This window comes from Actinomycetota bacterium, assembly GCA_012837825.1.
In the GTDB taxonomy this organism is placed as follows: Bacteria; Actinomycetota; Humimicrobiia; order Humimicrobiales; family Humimicrobiaceae; genus Humimicrobium.
Map to the genome: position 1 here is coordinate 1 of DUQM01000037.1, position 18,064 is coordinate 18,064.

17 protein-coding genes and 1 pseudogene are annotated in these 18,064 nt (G+C 37.9%); all 18 read right to left on the reverse strand.

The features are described 5' to 3' along the window. Positions 1 to 381 precede the first annotated feature (381 nt). A complete protein-coding gene (locus GXZ93_02840) occupies positions 382 to 1,209 on the reverse strand; it encodes an amino acid ABC transporter substrate-binding protein (protein HHT78720.1) in 828 nt (275 codons plus the stop codon). 33 nt (positions 1,210 to 1,242) lie between these two features. Beyond that, a complete protein-coding gene (locus GXZ93_02845; protein HHT78721.1) occupies positions 1,243 to 3,111 on the reverse strand; it encodes a DUF4445 domain-containing protein in 1,869 nt (622 codons plus the stop codon). 103 nt (positions 3,112 to 3,214) lie between these two features. Beyond that, positions 3,215 to 4,489, reverse strand: coding sequence for a nickel-dependent lactate racemase (gene larA / locus GXZ93_02850; protein HHT78722.1), 1,275 nt, complete (start codon positions 4,487 to 4,489; stop codon positions 3,215 to 3,217). Between the two features lie 52 nt (positions 4,490 to 4,541). Beyond that, positions 4,542 to 5,090 (reverse strand): BMC domain-containing protein, encoded by a 549-nt coding sequence (locus tag GXZ93_02855; protein ID HHT78723.1) that lies wholly within the window; start codon positions 5,088 to 5,090, stop codon positions 4,542 to 4,544. A gap of 34 nt (positions 5,091 to 5,124) precedes the next feature. Next, the gene (locus GXZ93_02860; GenBank protein ID HHT78724.1) at positions 5,125 to 5,514 is read right to left on the reverse strand and encodes a BMC domain-containing protein; all 390 of its coding nucleotides are present in this window, start codon (positions 5,512 to 5,514) and stop codon (positions 5,125 to 5,127) included. A 44-nt stretch (positions 5,515 to 5,558) separates the two neighbouring features. After that, positions 5,559 to 6,986, reverse strand: coding sequence for an aldehyde dehydrogenase (locus GXZ93_02865; protein HHT78725.1), 1,428 nt, complete (start codon positions 6,984 to 6,986; stop codon positions 5,559 to 5,561). A gap of 30 nt (positions 6,987 to 7,016) precedes the next feature. Beyond that, positions 7,017 to 7,976, reverse strand: a complete 960-nt coding sequence (locus GXZ93_02870; GenBank protein HHT78726.1) for a phosphate propanoyltransferase — start codon at positions 7,974 to 7,976, stop codon at positions 7,017 to 7,019. Between the two features lie 152 nt (positions 7,977 to 8,128). Beyond that, complete coding sequence (locus tag GXZ93_02875; protein ID HHT78727.1) at positions 8,129 to 8,404, reverse strand: BMC domain-containing protein; 276 nt, start codon at positions 8,402 to 8,404, stop codon at positions 8,129 to 8,131. 71 nt (positions 8,405 to 8,475) lie between these two features. Beyond that, on the reverse strand, positions 8,476 to 9,339 hold the full coding sequence (locus GXZ93_02880) for a class II aldolase/adducin family protein (protein ID HHT78728.1): 864 nt from the start codon (positions 9,337 to 9,339) through the stop codon (positions 8,476 to 8,478). A 291-nt stretch (positions 9,340 to 9,630) separates the two neighbouring features. Next, positions 9,631 to 10,473 carry a sugar phosphate isomerase/epimerase gene (locus GXZ93_02885; GenBank protein ID HHT78729.1) on the reverse strand — a complete coding sequence of 281 codons (843 nt, stop codon included), beginning with the start codon at positions 10,471 to 10,473 and terminating at the stop codon, positions 9,631 to 9,633. 97 nt (positions 10,474 to 10,570) lie between these two features. Further along, positions 10,571 to 11,605, reverse strand: a complete 1,035-nt coding sequence (locus tag GXZ93_02890) for an ABC transporter permease (protein HHT78730.1) — start codon at positions 11,603 to 11,605, stop codon at positions 10,571 to 10,573. Then, positions 11,598 to 13,112, reverse strand: a complete 1,515-nt coding sequence (locus tag GXZ93_02895; protein ID HHT78731.1) for a sugar ABC transporter ATP-binding protein — start codon at positions 13,110 to 13,112, stop codon at positions 11,598 to 11,600. The genes GXZ93_02890 and GXZ93_02895 overlap by 8 nt, the downstream gene beginning before the upstream one ends. A gap of 92 nt (positions 13,113 to 13,204) precedes the next feature. Then, positions 13,205 to 14,278 carry a sugar ABC transporter substrate-binding protein gene (locus GXZ93_02900; GenBank protein HHT78732.1) on the reverse strand — a complete coding sequence of 358 codons (1,074 nt, stop codon included), beginning with the start codon at positions 14,276 to 14,278 and terminating at the stop codon, positions 13,205 to 13,207. Between the two features lie 275 nt (positions 14,279 to 14,553). After that, complete coding sequence (locus GXZ93_02905; protein ID HHT78733.1) at positions 14,554 to 15,126, reverse strand: BMC domain-containing protein; 573 nt, start codon at positions 15,124 to 15,126, stop codon at positions 14,554 to 14,556. A gap of 123 nt (positions 15,127 to 15,249) precedes the next feature. Further along, positions 15,250 to 16,584 carry an electron transport complex protein RnfC gene (locus tag GXZ93_02910; protein HHT78734.1) on the reverse strand — a complete coding sequence of 445 codons (1,335 nt, stop codon included), beginning with the start codon at positions 16,582 to 16,584 and terminating at the stop codon, positions 15,250 to 15,252. Between the two features lie 57 nt (positions 16,585 to 16,641). Continuing rightward, entirely contained in the window at positions 16,642 to 16,926 is a 285-nt protein-coding gene (locus GXZ93_02915; protein ID HHT78735.1) for a EutN/CcmL family microcompartment protein, read from the reverse strand. A gap of 1 nt (position 16,927) precedes the next feature. After that, positions 16,928 to 17,230, reverse strand: a pseudogene (locus tag GXZ93_02920) (EutN/CcmL family microcompartment protein). A gap of 147 nt (positions 17,231 to 17,377) precedes the next feature. After that, positions 17,378 to 17,965, reverse strand: coding sequence for a trypsin-like peptidase domain-containing protein (locus tag GXZ93_02925; GenBank protein ID HHT78736.1), 588 nt, complete (start codon positions 17,963 to 17,965; stop codon positions 17,378 to 17,380). Positions 17,966 to 18,064 lie beyond the last annotated feature (99 nt).

An 18,064-nucleotide genomic window follows, 5' to 3' on the forward strand; every position in this document is an offset into this window, starting at 1 on the left:
ATTATATATTTTTTATATATATATGAAGTTGATATAAAAGTCATCTAATTATTGTGTATTATTTACAGAGATGTGTTTATTCAGATGACTATCAGTATTCCTAATTAAAGCAATCATTTCCCGGAAAGCCTGAAAATTTGGCAAAAGGTCTGTTAAAGAACTTATCGGAAACAAAAAACATTGGCAGAAAAAAGAAGTAAAATAATTCTTTGAAATGCCCGTCAAAAAAAATTTGGAGTAAGTATTCGTGAATTGGACGCCTGCGTTGACTTACTCCGAAACTAATATTACATAATTTTGATTTTTATTTCAAGAATCTTTTACAATTTAATAAAAGAATTATTTTCAGTTCCACTATTTGCTGCTTTTTTATATTTTCCCCTATTCTCTTAACCATTCATTATAGATTTCCTGAAAAGTCCCGTCAGCATTTATTTCTTTAAGTATCTCGTTGATTCTTTCAGTTAGACCGGTTCCCTTTTTAATAATTATCGAGTAACTTGCTTCTGATTTTATTTTCTCTATGAATTTATAAGAGTCAGGATCATCTCTCAGGATTCTTATGCCTATGGGTGCAGATATAAGTATGCCGTCCACCTCCTGGGATTTAAGAGCTTTTATCAGCGCAACAGCATCATCATATTTTCCCACACTGTAATTAAGCAGAAATTCCGGGTCAAGATTTTCAATTTCTGATTTTATTATACCTATTTTTTTTGATATAAAATCATTGCCTATTGCCAGTTTGCTTGTTGTAAGCGTAATCAATGTATATTCAAGAGTATAGTAAGGATCCGAAAAATCAGCTGTTTTTGATTTTTCCTGGTTTGGAATTATTGCTGATATTATTATATCTATTTCAGGCTCATTTATTTTCTCATAAATCTCGTTATAAGACATCTGAGTTATTTTTAATTCTTTTTCAAGTCTTTTTGCTATCTCTCCGGCAAGATCCACATCAAAACCTACTATTTCTTCACCCTGCAGATATGCAAAAGGAGGAAAGGTCGCATCAATGCCGACATTTAAAAATTTACTGAAAACAGTAGTGCTTGTCTGCAATGAAGCCGCCTCAGATGTATTGTTTGTTTTTTCTGATTTTTTACATCCGTAATTGACAAAAACCGATAATAAAAAGACTGTGAGCATTAAAGGTATTATTATTTTTATAAATAACTTCTTTTCACTTCTAAAATTATCCTGATTCAAAACTGCCTTTCTTTATCAATATTTAAATCTGATTTATATTATTTCCTCTGATTTCGGAAATTGTACACTTTGTGCAAAATGTTCTGAAAAAGAAGGGAACACATTAAGTTCAAGGTATCTGATTTTCTTTCCTATGTCTTCTGCCGTTTTTCTTTGTTTTTCTGAAATCAGCACCATTTTCGCTCCGGTACTGGCAGCATTTCCTACCTGGCTTATTTTCTTCAGCGGAATATTTGGGAACATACCTATATTAATTACATTTTTCGGATCTATATAGGAACCGAATGCACCTGCTATTATTATTTTATCTATATCCCTGAAATCTATTCCGGCATATTCAAGAAGTATCTCTATACCTGTACGCATAGCTCCTTTTGCAAGCTGGATTTCAACAATGTCCTTCTGGTTTATGGATATAAGATCTTCCGACGGACAGGTTTCGTCATTATCATCATAGTAATCAGGTAAAAGAACGTACCGGGCATTTCCCAAACTGTCAATACAAATGCATCTGTTCTCTTTATCAAATTTTCCATGGCTGTTAATAATGCCGGCCTTCAATAGCTCTGCCACTGCATCCAGGATTCCCGAACCACAGATGCCCACAGGCTTCTTATCGTCAATGGTCTGAATTCTGGGCTTGCAGTCATTGCTGTCAATGATTACTCTTTCTATTGCTCCCGGAGCAGCTCTCATTCCATATCTTATGTGCGCCCCCTCAAAAGCAGGGCCGGATGCTGTTGAAACGCTGTAAAGATTTCCTTTGGAAACCAGAGCGATTTCTGTATTTGTGCCAATATCAATGCCTATGCAGTTTCCTTTCATTTTATACAGGTCTGTTGCCAGAACCATTGCAATAAGGTCTGAACCTATAAAGCCCGCAACTACAGGAATAAGATAAATATATCCTCCGGTTGAAATTTCTATACCAAGTTCTCTTGCTTTTATTTCCAGGGAATCACTGGTTAAGGCCGGGAAAGGCGATAGTCCAAGCTGTTTTACCGGAAGACCCAGAAAAAGATGGTGCATGGCTGTATTTCCAACCAGTGTTACTTCCGATATTTCCACGCTTTCCAGTCCATTATTTTTGCAAAGCCCACTTATCAGGAAATTAATGGAATCAGTTACGGTTTTCTTTGTTTTTATCAGGTTTTCAGTACTTTCTGAAGCAAAATTAATCCTGCTCATAACATCTTCACCATAACCTATCTGCGGATTCATGACTCCCTTTTTATCGATTGTTTTTCCGGTAATGAGATCGACAAGGAGAGCTGCTATTTTTGTGGTTCCAAGATCAATGGCTATACCATAATTTTTACCGGTAGTGTCGCCCGGCTCAATATTTACTATTTCATTTTTCCTTACCGCTGCAGTAATCTCCCATCTGTTTTTTCTGATTATTTCCGGCATTTTTTTCAGTACTTCATAATCAATGCAGTCTGCCCTGACGGAATATACCGAAAACAGGGTGTCCCTGATTCTGTTAAAATCAGCTTTTACATCTTCAAGAGTTGCCCTCTCAAGTTTCAGGAAATATTTTTTTACGATCTGTTCAACTTTTATGCTTTTTTCCTGGCCGGTTATCTGAAGCTTCTGTTCTTCGCTTAAAGAAGAAGCCGGTATGTATGCAGAAGTATTTTCCATGAAGTCATGCTGGCATGCCAGTCTTACTCCATGAGCGATTTCATCTTTGGCAAGAATCCTTCTCTCTGAATCGGTAGCCTCAGGGACAGTTCCTCCGGTGATTATTATCCTGCATTTTCCACAAGTCCCTTTTCCTGAACAGACTGATTTTATTCCGATGCCTGCATTTCTTATGGCATCAAGCATGTTTGCAGGCCTGTCGAGATTAAACCTTTTACCTATCGGTTCAATCTCTATGGCTATTTTTTCATTTTGCATTTTTTGCCGTTTTTATTCCCTGTTTTATCTTTTAGTAAAACTTATTATAAACCCGCCGCTTCAAAAGCAGCCGGAATAAAAATCTGATTGGATATTTAAAAAACTATTTTATCGGAATAGTATAAGGTCCTTCAGGAATGATTGTGACTTTTGCATCTCTCCCAAATTTCTCAAAGCCTATTTCAAGTGCTTCCTCTACTGAAGGAACAAGTTTCAGTGTTCCATCAGGTATTTTATTTGCGCAGGCAGAAAGACAGGGGCTGTAAAGATAAATCTCTGCCTTTTTCCTTGCTTTGGCAAGCTCTTCAAGTTCCCACTGATCAATTACAAAAAAATCCGGATCTTTGATTTTTTCAATAAAAGCATCAAGATCTTTTTCGTTTGTCACCAGCTCAACAAATTCTTTGCTGCCTATCTCTTCATTACACTCGGAAGCAATTATTATCATTCCGTCTTTTTTTACCGCAGGCATTGCAGCTACCATACCTTTTACCGCCTGATATAATGTAGCATCCAGCGGCAGACCGCCTCCGGAGGTGATTACTATATCTGCTTCACCCTTTATTTTATAACTGTTATACTCCTTACAGAATGCGGCACCTTCATAAAATGCTGCTTCCAGATCTCCGCTGAATATTCCTGTTATTTCTTTATTTTTATTAATTGTTACATTTACAATAAAATCAACTCCTGCCATTTTTGCTATCTCAAGGGACTCCATATGAAATGGATTATTCTCAAGGACAGCATTGGAGGCAAAAGGAGATTCAAGTATTTCAGGGCCATGAAAATGCTTAAACATATCCATATAGCTTATTCCGGGACATATTGCTTTTCTTCCACCCGAGAATCCTGCCATAAAATGAGGTTCAATAAGTCCGGTAAGGATTCTAAAGTCAGCTTCAAGATACGTTTTGTTAATTATTACAGGTGTACCCCTTCTGGTATTTCCTATCATTTTGCAAGCCTGTCTGTCTCTGGCATAGTGATTAACGATTTTGTAATTATCCATTATTTCCCTGCCAACAAGATTTTCAAGCTCACTCCCCAGGTTAGGCCTGTGAAGACCTGTTGCGATAAGTATCGTTATCTGCTCTTTTTTTATTGAACAGTTTTCCATCTCTGAAAGTAGCGCTTCAAGAATTATTTTTGTAGGAACAGCTCTTGTTGAATCAGAAATAACTATACATATTCTGCCAGCTGTTGAAATTTTTTCACTGAGGGGATTTGTTCCGATAGGATTTCTAAAACTTTCTTTTAATGCTTTTACGGGAGACTTTACCACATCTGCATTCCTGCTCTCAGCAATATCAAAAACGTTGCTATCTTTTACTTCTATTTCAAGACCATCATAACCGTAATTAAGTTTGAACTTCATTTGCCATCCTTAAAATTTATAAGATATTCATATTTATTTTTCCGGATAGCTCTTATAATATTGCCCTGTAAAGATCAGGATGGGGTGATGCTATTATTTGGTAGTCGACAAGAAAATCTTTTTCCCTTGCATGTTTTATTCCGGTCATGACAGATTCTTTTACTGAAGAAATATCACCGTTTATGACACAAAAATTTTTCCCGCCAAGAGCTCTTGCAATTCTGATTTCCACCAGATCAACATCTGAAGCTTTCACTGCAGAATCAGCTGCAATAAAAATTGATGGTGATGTAAGTGTTTCTATTACACCTATTGCGTTTAATTCGCTTATATTTGAAGTCTGTGTAAGGGCTGCAAGAAGCTGGGGATAAATATTCATAATTGTACAGCCATCAATAATAAAATCATCATTTTTATCCATAATAGTTTTATACGAGTTTTCAACATCAGCTGCACCGCCGGTAAAAACTATATAATATTTGCCGGGGCATATTGTTTTTGCATCAACAATGCTGACATTTGAAGCTTTGACTATTATATCAACCGATGATATTCCGACAGCTATACTCCTGAACTCTACAACACCAACTGAGCTTTCCATATTTTTACCTTTTAAACAAAATTAAAAAAACAATTTATTTTCCTGTCTTTTTTCCGGCTGAACCTTTTGGCTGCTGTTCTGCTTTTGCAACAGCTCCAGCCGGTTTCTGTCTTTTTGATTTGGGGAAAGTGCCCCTTCCGGATCTTACACATCTGCCTGAAAGGATTTTTTCAAGCTCAGGGTGCGGTCTTGGAATAACATGTGTAGCCAGTACCTCAGAGACTCTTTTTGCAGCTACTGCTCCTGCATCCACGGCAGATTTCACCGCAGCAACTTCTCCCTGGCATACGATGGTAACAATTCCGCTTCCAACATATGCTTTTGAGATCAGGATTACATTCGCAGACTTAACCATGGCATCTGAAGCTTCAACGCCGCCAACCAAGCCTTTTGTTTCTATCAAACCTATTGCTTCACCGTTCATATTTTATTTCTCCTTCCAAAAACCGGAATAAATTTAATTAATAATTATTTTACAAAGTTCATAGAACCGTATATTGAGAGTCTTCTCTGCCTTGTAAAGGATCTTGGAGTTGTACATCCTTCTCCTGTTGCGCCTGCAATTGTCCAGGAAGTTCCGCCATTATTAAGATCTCCTCCGGATCTCTGGGATGAACCATTTACCTGCACTGTCGTAGTATTGATTTCCTGTGCAAAGTAAGTGATCCTTTCAATATTGGTTGAATGAATCATGGCTGTGTGTTTGAAATTATGCTCAACCCTGCAGGCCATTCTTACAGCTTCTTCAAATGTGTCAACTATAAGCATGGGAAGTACCGGCATAAGTTGTTCGTGCTGAACAAGTGGATGCATTTCATCATTGGTAACAAAAACGGCAAGCCTTAAGTCATCCCTGACATTTATTCCCGCCTGTTTTAATATCACTGCACAGTCTTTTCCCATTAATTTCTTGTCTATTTCGCCATTTTTAACTACAAGATTTGTAACTCTTTGAGCTTCATCATTATTAAGCATATAGCAATTGCCTTTGCCAAGTTCGCTAATGAGCTTGTCTGCAACAGCTCTCATGCATATAAGGATTTTCTCTTCATTGCAAAGAATATTGTTGTCAAAAGAAGCTCCGTGTATTATTTCCCTGGCAGCTCTTGCTATGTCTGCAGTATCGTCAACCACAGCCGGCGGATTACCCGGTCCTGCACCAAGCACTTTTTTCCCGCTCCTCATAGCTATATCAACTATTGCCGGGCCTCCGGTGGCACAGATAAGGTTTACATCTTTGTGAGACATGGCAATCTTTGCATTATCTATATTTGGTGTCTTTGTTGAAGTAATAAGATTTCTTGGCCCTCCGGCCGCAACTATGGCATCATGAACCACCAAAAGAGAATCCAGAGTAACTTTAATTGCTGAAGGATGCGGAAGATAAACAACAGAATTTCCTGCCGAAATCATTATAATTGTATTATTTATAACCATGGGTGCCGGATTGGTCATCGGAGTTATTGCAGCTATGACACCGTATGGAGCCATATCAACCGTCAGGGAACCATTATCATTACAGCACCTGCTGAAGCTTTTGATTTCAAGATCTTCAGGACCCAGCGATCTCTCGGCAGCAACAATATTTTTAATTATTTTGTCCTCAACTCTTCCCATTCCGGTTTCAGCCACTGCTGCTTTAGCCCATTTTTCTGCATTTGCAAGTGCGGCTTTTCTGATATTTTCAACAACGCCGAATCTTATATCTTTTCCGCCCTCCACCCATTGTTTCTGGGCTATCTTTGCAGATGCTATGGCTTCCTCTATTGTGTCAAACAAAGGACCTCCGGCCGGCTGTTGCTGAGCCTGACCGGCTGAACCCGCAGAGCTGGGAGAAACAATATTATTTACAACATTCCTGACAATCTGCTCTATTAATTTTTCATCTATATTCACTTATACCTCCCGATAGGTCTAAAAAAGTATTTATTCAAATATTCTTATACCACGAACGACAGCTTCATCTCTTGCAAGCGGTGTAAGAATCACACCCGGACCAAGCTTTATGCCTGATGTGGCAAAACTATCAAGATCATCAACAGTAATAATTGTCTTTGTGGTTTTTGCAAGAGTCAGTGGTCTTTCATGGCTGGCAGAAACACTGTCGCTATTGCCGCCGCTTATGCCTTTTTCAAAAGAATTGCTTATGTTTGCAATCATGTTCGGATCAGTGATTTCCCCCGAAATGCTGTTATCCGGAATCTGAGGAGGTATTTTGCTTATGTCGGCCATGGTTGACGGTCCGATAGGCGTAATACATGCTGCATTGACAATTTCCACAAGTGAACCGTTTACAACATCAGCAGCATTACCGTCATCAGTATCAATGTGCATTTCCGATTTAAAATCCTTGCTGACCCTGACCTGGACATTATTAAATGTCAGTCCCTTTGGCCCCGGTACCCTTACATCAACTTCATCATTATCCTTTATCCCGTAGTACTCTGCATCTTCCGCACTAAGATGAATGTGCCTGTTTGCTCTTATGACACCTTCAGAAAGGTATACAGCGCCTTTCGGCCCTATAAGAACTATAGGCGAAGTTCCTTCAAGCTTTCCTGACGGCCTTACAGGTGCATCAATCCCAAGGATTATGCAGTCTGTTTTCGCAAGTTCAACCTGGGATTTATCTCTTAAGGGACCCAGTATCCTCACATTCTGTATTGCATTGAGCTTCGGACCTACAAGAGTTACTGTTTCTTTATAGGCATAATTATTCGGCTGATAAAGTTCCTTCAGAATAGTAGGCTCATAGTCTTTGCCATAAAGTATGTCAAGATGTTCCCTGCAAAGGTGGACATGCTTGACTGAAATGCTGCATACAAGCTTTTTTTCAGCATCATTTTTTATTGCAGAGCCTGCCCTGCTGTCTGTTCCTGCCTCCATACGGCTTTCTGCTGAATAAGCGGCAGACGTGCTCAGTCCATTGTTAAGTTTTTCCACTACTTTTCGGACAACCTCTTGAATTAATTTTTCCGTATCCACTTTAGATACCTCTCTGGTTAATATTCAGGTTTATAATATTTGCGCGCCCGCGATTATTCCTGTGGAAGTATAAGTCCCAGTTCCTGATGAGGCCTAGGTATAATATGAACAGAAATAAGTTCTCCGACCCTTTTTGCAGCTGCAGCGCCTGCATCAACTGCTGCTTTTACTGCGCCTACATCGCCTTTTACAATTACTGTAATATATGCGCTTCCTATTCTTTCCTGACCCATAAGAGTCACGTTGGCAGCTTTAACCATTGCATCTGCAGCTTCGATTGACGCAACAAGTCCTCTGGTCTCAATTAATCCTATTGCTTCACCTAACATTTTTACTCCTTATCTGTTTGCTTAATTTTTTAATAATTATAAATTATCAGGTTTTGATTACAGTTCCTGTCTCATCTGTTTATTTCTCTAAGGATACTTTTAACAGTTGATTCAATTATGTCCTGCAACTCTTTTCTGGTTAATATAATTTTATCATTATCCTGTAATAAATTATAATCGGCAACCCTGTTCTTATTATTATTTTCTGGATCCGAACCATTTTCCAGATTGGAATAGTTCATCAGCCTGTCGCCTATTCTGCAGCCTGAAAAATTTTCGGTATCCATCCCCCACTGAGTTCTCAGTTTTAACAGCTTTTTTACATTTCCTTCAGAAATACTGTTAACATTGCCAAGGCTGCGGGCAATCGAATCAATTTTTGCAAAAAGCTCCATGCTCTCCATTCTGTAATATGCCTGAAAAACGTTTTCACCCGTGGAAAGAGCGCCATGGTTTTCAAGAAGAAAAACAAAATTTTCCTTTAGATGTTCTCTTACACTGTCAGGAATCTCAAATGTTGAGGGAGTGCCGTATTTTGTCAGAGGTATGTGCCCTAGAGAAATCACGATTTCCGGAAGTATGCATTGGTCAAGCGGAATTCCTGCTACAGCATAAGCAGTGGAATAAGGTGGATGGGCATGAACTACCGAGGTAACGCCCGGCTTGTTTTTCAGTATGTCAAGATGCATTTTTATTTCTGAAGAAGGCTTTAATTCTTTCTCACCTTCTATCATATTCCCATCCATATCAACCTTTATAAGCATGTCTGTGGTTATTTTTCCCTTGCTTATTCCTGTGGGAGTACAAATGGCATGATTATCATCTATCATAGCTGAAACATTTCCATCATTTGCTGCAACCCAGCCATTGTTATAAATTTTTAAGCATACTTCAACTATTTCGGCTCTTAATTCCCTTTCGGTTTTTTCAGCCATTTAAATCCTTTCGGCAAGACTTGTTTTAATATATTAATGTCTGATATATGACTATTGCACTAAATTACATTAAATCAAGGATATTTACAATATTACAAGATTAAAAAAGCCTGTAAAATATGGCAAAATATTACAGCATAATCACAAATTAAAAAAAATTACCAATATTTACAGGCCTTGATAAATAATTAGAATTACCGGTACTATGGTTAAGACATTCTATCATCAGATGATAAACTTGTAAAATCTGATGATAGATTTACGCCTGCCGGCAAATTATAAACTTTCAGTTTATTTTATAGATAATATGGTCTCAAGCGAATACCTGGCATTGATTATTGACTGATAAGGAAAAGTCTTATAATTAGGCAGAAATTCAACTACTATCCAGTCGTCATATTCAATATCCCTCAGGGCATGCATGACTTTTACAAAATCTACATCACCTTCCAAAAGATCTACAAACATTCCCAATCCGCACTGATCAGCACGACAATCGCAAAAATGCAGTTTTTTAATGTATTTCTTGCCCAGTATCTGAATCCACTGATCCGGATATCCTATATAAATTATATTTCCCACATCAAAATATGCGCCGACATACGGGGAATTGATTTCATCCAGAAACCTTTTTACTTCAATCGGTGAAAGTAAAAATTTATTCCATACGTTCTCAATGCCGATAGCCACCTTGGCAGCCTCTGCATATGGTGCCAGTTCGCTTATTGCTTCCTGTGCACGCTGATAAGCATAATCATATCGGACAATACCCGGTGCAAAAGGTGTTCCCACATAACCCGGGACAACCAGTATAGTGTCTGCACCGCATATTTGTGATACATCTATCTGTTTTTTGATTATATCTTTAGCATGACCGGCAATAGATTTATCATCAGAAACCAGATTATATTCCCATAAATTCCAGGCTCCTACAGAGCTTATTTCAAGACCAAGATCAGTTGCATACTTTTTAAGGTTACTTACCTCTTTATCTGTAGTCTTCATATTGATTTGGCCATCTGACTCTGTAAGCACAAATTCAACTCCGTCATAACCCGCTTTTTTGGATTCTTCCATTGCTTCCCTATAATCCACATCCTGGCTGAAAGTAAAAAAGCTGGCAGATTTTTTCATTTCCATCATCCCCCAATATATTTTAGAAAATGTCCATATCTTATATATTATTATAAAATAAGTTTATAATTACCTGTTATGATAATTAAAAATTGTTTTATTCTCTTCTCATTCTGTTCAGATTGCTTAATATAACTGCAACAACTATTATCAAGCCGGATATCATTGTCTGATAATAAGAGTCAATAGATAGAATATTCATAACATTATTTATAAGGCCCATAAAGAAAACACCAAGAAATGCTCCCGCTATGGAACCTTTTCCGCCATCAAAAGTAATACCGCCTACCACACAGGCAGTCAGCGCATTAAGTTCATATCCGGCACCGCCGCCGGCGGTCACAGAGTTTAGTCGGGTTGCATAAAGAATAGCTGCAATTCCGCAGAAAAATCCACTTATTGTATAGGTTATTATCTTATGCCTGTCCACATTGATACCTGACAGAAAAGCAACAGCTTCATTTCCTCCAATGGCCACTATTCTGCGCCCGAATTTGGTTCTGTTCACCAAAACAAATGCTACTATCACCATAATAAAGAATATAATAAGAGTCATAGGTATTACATTGCCGATCCTTGCAACTCTAAGACCTTCAAATGCCAGCATAAAGGAATGAAACGCTCCGCCTGTTATAATAAGTGCGATTCCATAATACACGCTGCTCATGCCAAGAGTAATAATCAAAGGCATTGTTTTGGTCTTTGAAACTATCAAACCATTTAAGGCGCCTGCCGCTATAGCTACAAGCATGCCGATGATTATTGCCACAGGAACTGATGTTAGTCCCACTGTATTCCCTATATCCTCTGCGGTCGCTCCTGATGCAAGCGTGGTACGTCCTCCGCTTATCAGAACCGACATAACACAGCAGGATAAAATCATTATATTTCCTATTGACAGGTCTATGCCTCCTGAAAGCATAAGCTTTGCCATACCCATGGTCAGTAGTCCCAAAACAGAAATCTGCTGCAATAGTGAGAGAATATTAGCAGGTTTCAAAAAATTTTTGTTCACTATGCTGACAGCAATTATAATTATTATAATGATAACTCCAAGCAAGACTCTCTGGTCTCGAAAAAGTGACTTATAATTTTTGTTATTTGCCAATGCAACTTTGTTCTCACTATTCATCCTTATCTACCTCCAATGCATATCTAATAATGGAATTCTCGGAAATCTCAGAGCGTTCCAGAATCTTAATAATCTTTCCTTTCCGGACTACTGCCACCCTGTCGCTCATAGAAATAAGTTCAGGCATATCAGATGATATCATCATTATTACTTTTCCCTGAGCAGCCAATTCTGATATATATTTATAAAACTCAGATTTGGCATTTACGTCTATTCCCCGGGTCGGCTCATCAAAAATAAACATATCAGGTTCTGTAAATAGCCATTTGCCTAATACCACCTTCTGCTGATTGCCGCCAGATAAGTTCTTTACTTCCTGCATCGGTGATGCAATTCTTATATTAAGCACTTTTACTATATTAGCTATCAGGGGTATAAATTTTTTAATATTAACAAAGAATCGTCTTATTTTGTTTTGCAAGCCTACTACGGTGAGATTTTCAACCACAGAGGCGCCCAGCATAAGGCCAAGTCTCTGCCTGTCCTCAGTAATATAACCTATCTTGTTCTTTATGCTATCTGAGGGATACCTTATATTTAGTTCTTTACCTTTAAAAATTATCTTGCCGCCATACTTACGACTTGCTCCCACAATAGCATTTGCAATTTCAGTTCTACCTGAACCAACCATGCCTGCAAATCCCATTACTTCGCCGCGGCGTATATTAAAATTAACCGGTTCTCCGTTCCGCTCGATTATCAGATCCTTGACTTCAAACTCCACATCTCCTATTTCGTGTTCTTCCCGCTTGTAGAAAGCAGATACAGGACGACCCACCATGTCATTTACTATTTTATTGATATCCGAATTTTTATCTGAATTGTCATAGGTGTTTATTGATAAACCATCACGGATAACGGTTATTCTGTCTGCTATGCTTACTACTTCTTTTAAAGAATGGGAAATATATATGATGCTTACTCCTTTTGCTGCAATAGTTCTTACCATATTTAACAGCCTTTTAGCATCTTCTACATTAAACATAGATGTAGGTTCATCCATTATGAGTATTTTGGGGTCTGTGGATAACGCTTTTATAATTTTTACATACTGCTGTTCTGCTATGCTAAGCTCATTTATTTTTTTATTTATGTTCAGATTTTCATGGCCCAGTTCTTTGCATAGCTTAACGGTCTTTTCTTTTTCCTTGCTGAAATTAACAAATCCGCCTCTGGATATTTCCTGGCCGACATATACATTCTCGTATACATTCATCCATGGCACTAAAAGGCTTTCCTGATAAATTATACTTATACCAAGTCTGTGAGAGAGTTCTGCAGTCATGTAATTATAGACTTTGCCATATACTTCTATCTCTCCACTGTCCGGAGGATGAGCACCGGACAATACTTTCATCAATGTTGATTTTCCTGCACCGTTTTCTCCAACCAGGCCGTGTATCTCGCCCGGATAAAGATCAAAAGACATTTTGTTTAAGGCTTTAACCCCAAAAAATGTTTTTACTATTTGATCCAATCTTACAATAGGATTATTTGAATTGTTCATGCATTAACCACCAAACATTTACTTATTAAAAATTCCAAAGATATTTTTCAGGATACTGCTGGCGCAGTACCCTGAAAAATTTAATCTAAATTTTAATAGTTTGCATCAATATAAGCCTGAGCTGCTTCATGGTTATCCCAGGAAATCCAGTCTTTTATATTATCCTTGCCAACCGGAATAACTGGAAGTGGAACATTAGGATTTTTCACGCCAGCACCGCTAACAAAATCCCAGAGGAAGTCGAATACCATGATGCCCTGAATATTTACAGGAGCAGTCATGTTGGCTGCCTGGATACCGTTCATTACCATCTCATAACCCTGCAGGGAACCACCTGTCGAAAGGATAGGTATGTTTTCCATACCATTTTCTTTAAGAGCATTGTGTACGCCAACTGCCTGAAGGTCATTATTGGCAAATACAACATCAAAATCAGATGTTCCGGCATTGATAAAATCAGTGGTTACATTATAAGAAGCTTCTGTTTCCCAGTTACCATTAACCAGACCAACCATTTCAACCTTGTCTTTATAGTCTTCAAGCGCTTTGTCTACGCCAACTTTATAGTCTTCGTAAACACCAACACCAGGACCGCCGTGAACATACAGCAGTTTGCATCCTGGCCATGTTTTTGCCGCATATTCAATAGCGGCATAACCGATATCACCATATCTGCATGCAACCTGTCCAACTACTTCGCCGGCACTTCCATCTTCAGGAAGGAAGATGTTTTCAATTGCGATAGGAATACCGGCTTCATTACACATACGGGTAATTGTAGCTGCAACGTCGGGAGAGCTGGGGAATATAGATATTCCGTCAATACCTTTATTTATGAAGTCTTGAGCCTGTGTTATCTGCTCTTCAGGATCTTTCTGACAATCAAGAACTTCTACTTTAACTCCTATTTTTTCAGCTTTCCATTTCCAGGCGTCAATTCCCCAGGCATTCCATTCGTCTGCAGTAGACCATGCCAGGTTACCAAAAGTAATATCTCCGGGATTTACTTCGGAGGCTGCCGCTGTTGTCTCGGCTGCTGCGGCTGTTGTCTCTGCTGCTGCCGCTGTTGTTTCCGCTGCCGCTGTTGTCTCGGCTGCTACTTTACAACCAGCAAACAATGCAACTGCAAGTACAATGCCCAGCATTAATGCTAGTATTTTTTTCATCTCTTTTTCTCCTTCTTTTATAATAGATACCTATTAAATTTATATTATAACAACTTAATTATTTTTTTAAAAATTACGCAATATCAGCAATGCATCCTTTATAAATTTCATAATTTCAACCATGAAATCATTTTAATTTCTAAAAATATTTTTACATTATCGTTAATGTTGTAATTTTTGTCAATATAAACGCTGTCTTGATGATATTATTTTTTAAAGCAAGTCTTTTAAGGATTATATATTCCAATTTCCTTTAAAATTTAAAAATGGATTAATCAGCATCTGCACAGAGATGTCTTGATCCGTCTAAATATCTCTCTGTCCGGACCGGCAATAACTCTGTATGCAAGTAACGCCCCTTTTTCTTTAAGAATCTGAACTGCCCTAAGAGCCCCTTCTTCAACTGAAGAATACTCGCCGGCAAAAATATAAAAACTGTTTACACCGCAACCTCTTGCAAGTCTGAAATCAACAAACTCAATAGGAACAGCATCGGAAACATCATCAGCTGAACTGATAAGGCTTGCAATCTGCATGCTCTCTATTATGGCTATTGTTTCCAGGCTATGTTCGCCCATCTTGCCGCTGATTGCATCTATAACCTTGGGATTTATAGCATTAAGCACTTCTGAGCTATATACATGCATGCCCCCTATTTCGTCAGCTGTCTTAAGTGAGCTGTCTATCGCACTGGTTTCGCCTTCAACAATTGTAAGGTATTTGCCGGGACAGAGCGAAGAGGCAAGAACAAGCCTGACATCAGCAACTTTAAGCATGGCATCTGTTACATAAAGCCCTTTGGCTATGCTTTTAAATTCAATTACGGCAAGATTGCTTTCTTTTTCCATATCTTTTAAGAATTATCCATGCTGTTGAAACCCGGTGTTTACAGCCGGTGCTCATTATCCGGGCTAAATATTAAGGCTAAATATTAATAAATATGTTTATCACGATAATCCGATTGATGTTTTTTATCTGGTAATTATAATATATTTGTCACTAACCTGTTTTACTTTTCCGCTTATGGAAGCATGGATATTTGCTCCCAGTTTTTCTTCAGGAATACCGGCAATGACCATGCCTTCAGTTACAGCATCTCCTTCCCCGACAACCGGTACGGCAGGAGTTCCGACATGCTGAGAAAGAAAAAGTTTAACTTCCGTTACTAAACCCGCGTCAAAATCAGTCAGTTCTGCATGACTTGCATATCTGTCTATCTCCAGTCTTTTAATCAGCCTGGAGACCGGTACTTTTCTTACTTCCTTAAATTCATTTACTTCAAGGTCGCTCCTGTTATGAGGATTTTTTATCCCTGCTTTACCCAGTTCCGTTTTAAGATAATTAAATATTGAACGTGCAGAAAGATCTACAACACAGCTGTAAAGTTCACACAATCCGCAATCGCAGCAAAGGTAAGCATAATCAAAATTTGCAATATTTTCAGGTGTGATTTCTTTTTTATACATTCTTTTCATTAATTCATCAGGAAAAAGATCATGACCAAGAAGATATCTCGGACAAAGATCGGTACACATTCTGCAGCTGAGACATATTGCCTGAGCTCTTTTCATTTGTACGGATATCTGCCTGCTTTTCTGAACTATTACTATATTATCTTCCGGAAGGACAAGTATGGCTTTTGTTGTCTTTGTAACTGCATGAGTTGCAATATCAACAAGCCTGCCCGTCATAGGACCTCCATCTATCGCTTTAACACTATTGGAGGCAGTACCGCCGCAAGCATTGATCAAAACTGATATAGGGGTGCCTACCGGGACTTTGAATGTTCCCGGATTTGCAACTTCCCCATTTACTGTTACAAATTTATATATAACATTTTGGCCATTAATAGCTTCTGCAACATTGATAAGTGTTTCCACATTTATAACTACTGCCCCTACATTAAGAGGGATGCCTCCTTCAGGAACTATTTGCCCGGTAACTTCGTTTACAAGTACCTGTTCGTCTCCCGCAGGATAGAAATTGTCAAGAGTAAAAATCTCAAAATCATTATATTTCTGATGGAAATTCTCAAGATTTTCAAGTGCTTCTTTGTTTTTATGCTTAAGAGCAACTATAAGCCTTTTGGCTCCGGTTACTTGTGCGGCAATTTTAAGACCCCTGTACATCCTTTCCAGATCTTTTTCAATAAGCTGCTTGTCTACATGGATAAGAGGTTCGCATTCAACACCGTTAACAATAATCGTATCGACTTTCGAGCTCAGCTTTACATAAGTAGGAAATCCGGCTCCACCAGCTCCCACAACACCTGCATTTTTAATTTTTTCAACAGGACTTAATTCCATAAGTTCCCCTGCAAATATAATATTTTTTAAATACTTATTATATCAGTTTTTTTATAATCAGCTCTCAATTACTGAACTTTCAAGATCTATTCTTGCAACTTTTGCCACTATGGCTGAATCCACATTTTTATGCCTTGTCATATCCGTTCTTTTAGCAGCACTTCCGGTTACGATAAGAGCAATTTCCCCTGTACCCAGCCCTATTGTATCCACCGCCACAAAAAAATCATCTCTGTCGTTCAGGTCAGGGTCAACTGCCTGAACAAGCATTAATTTGAAACCTTTAAGCGTACTGTCCTTGATTGTCGAAGTTATGCTTCCTATTACTTTTACAAGTTTCAAATCAGCCTTCCGAATCCATACTCTTTTTCATATTGTCTTTTATATCTATGTTGTCGATTATTCCCACTATGCTTCCTCTTACAGGAATACTTCTCATGCCAAATACCTTACATATCGTAGAACCGTCCCCTATCCAGAATACAGTATTTCCAACAGCTGTGTTAAGATAATCCGCCAGGATAACAGGCCTGGATTTTTTTCTACCGCAGGGATCTACGGGTTTTACCACCATAAGCTTTATCCCTGAAAGTTTTGAATGCTTAATGGTTGAAATAACATTGCCTATGACTCTGCCAAGTTTCATAGCTTTGTTTCAGTTCCGATTAAGATATTTTACTTATTAACTTTTATAATTAACTATTACTTGCTTTATTAAAACAAAAAATAATCCATAAATCTAATATTATTATCTTTATAATATTAGATTTAAAAAATTATTATCTTTAAAAAATCATTCATCCAGCCTGTCAATAGCATTGAGGACATTTTTTATATCAGTATATTCACCGGTACTTTTTATAAGAACACCCACCACTTTGCACTCACTGTTAATCACCGGACTCCCACTTTCGCCATATGCAGCTCTTGCATCGCTATCAAAAATCTTTATTATCGAACTTCCGAGTATAAATTCAGGATTAATATCATCTGTGGCCGGGAAAAGCCCTTTGGTGATACTTTCATGCCTGAAGATGGCAAAATCATTATTACCTTCAAAGTCATTATTGTAATATAATAATTCAGGATAAATCCAGCTATCTTTATTTTGTTTCTTTATCCTGAAATTTTCAAACTTCATATCATCAAAATCAATACTGTGCCCGGCAGTAATTATATAAAATTTATCTTTATAATAAAGGCTGAATGCAGTAAACTTTCTGGCATCTTCCTTTCCTTTATAGTCGGCAGAACCGTAAAAAATAGTATTCAGGGAAATCAGTGTATAATTATCCAGAAGATACTCATATTTCTTTATTCTGCCTTTATTTTCTGCAATTATGGCTGAAGCCTCTTTTTGAAAAGTGAAATATTTCACCAAGTAAAAGACTGCAATAGCTGATACCGCAATCACAACTGAAAAGGCTGAGATGATGATTATTTTATATTTTTTTATATTCAATTTTTTTATTTATAATAG

Bases quoted from the DNA above. Each gene is read 5' to 3' on its own strand.
- GXZ93_02845 (HHT78721.1), bottom strand. From the start codon at position 3,111: ATGCAAAATGAAAAAATAGCCATAGAGATTGAACCGATAGGTAAAAGG.
- larA (HHT78722.1), bottom strand. From the start codon at position 4,489: ATGAAGTTCAAACTTAATTACGGTTATGATGGTCTTGAAATAGAAGTA.
- GXZ93_02855 (HHT78723.1), bottom strand. From the start codon at position 5,090: ATGGAAAGCTCAGTTGGTGTTGTAGAGTTCAGGAGTATAGCTGTCGGA.
- GXZ93_02860 (HHT78724.1), bottom strand. From the start codon at position 5,514: ATGAACGGTGAAGCAATAGGTTTGATAGAAACAAAAGGCTTGGTTGGC.
- GXZ93_02870 (HHT78726.1), bottom strand. From the start codon at position 7,976: ATGGAGGCAGGAACAGACAGCAGGGCAGGCTCTGCAATAAAAAATGAT.
- GXZ93_02875 (HHT78727.1), bottom strand. From the start codon at position 8,404: ATGTTAGGTGAAGCAATAGGATTAATTGAGACCAGAGGACTTGTTGCG.
- GXZ93_02880 (HHT78728.1), bottom strand. From the start codon at position 9,339: ATGGCTGAAAAAACCGAAAGGGAATTAAGAGCCGAAATAGTTGAAGTA.
- GXZ93_02885 (HHT78729.1), bottom strand. From the start codon at position 10,473: ATGAAAAAATCTGCCAGCTTTTTTACTTTCAGCCAGGATGTGGATTAT.
- GXZ93_02890 (HHT78730.1), bottom strand. From the start codon at position 11,605: ATGAATAGTGAGAACAAAGTTGCATTGGCAAATAACAAAAATTATAAG.
- GXZ93_02895 (HHT78731.1), bottom strand. From the start codon at position 13,112: ATGAACAATTCAAATAATCCTATTGTAAGATTGGATCAAATAGTAAAA.
- GXZ93_02900 (HHT78732.1), bottom strand. From the start codon at position 14,278: ATGAAAAAAATACTAGCATTAATGCTGGGCATTGTACTTGCAGTTGCA.
- GXZ93_02905 (HHT78733.1), bottom strand. From the start codon at position 15,126: ATGGAAAAAGAAAGCAATCTTGCCGTAATTGAATTTAAAAGCATAGCC.
- GXZ93_02910 (HHT78734.1), bottom strand. From the start codon at position 16,584: ATGGAATTAAGTCCTGTTGAAAAAATTAAAAATGCAGGTGTTGTGGGA.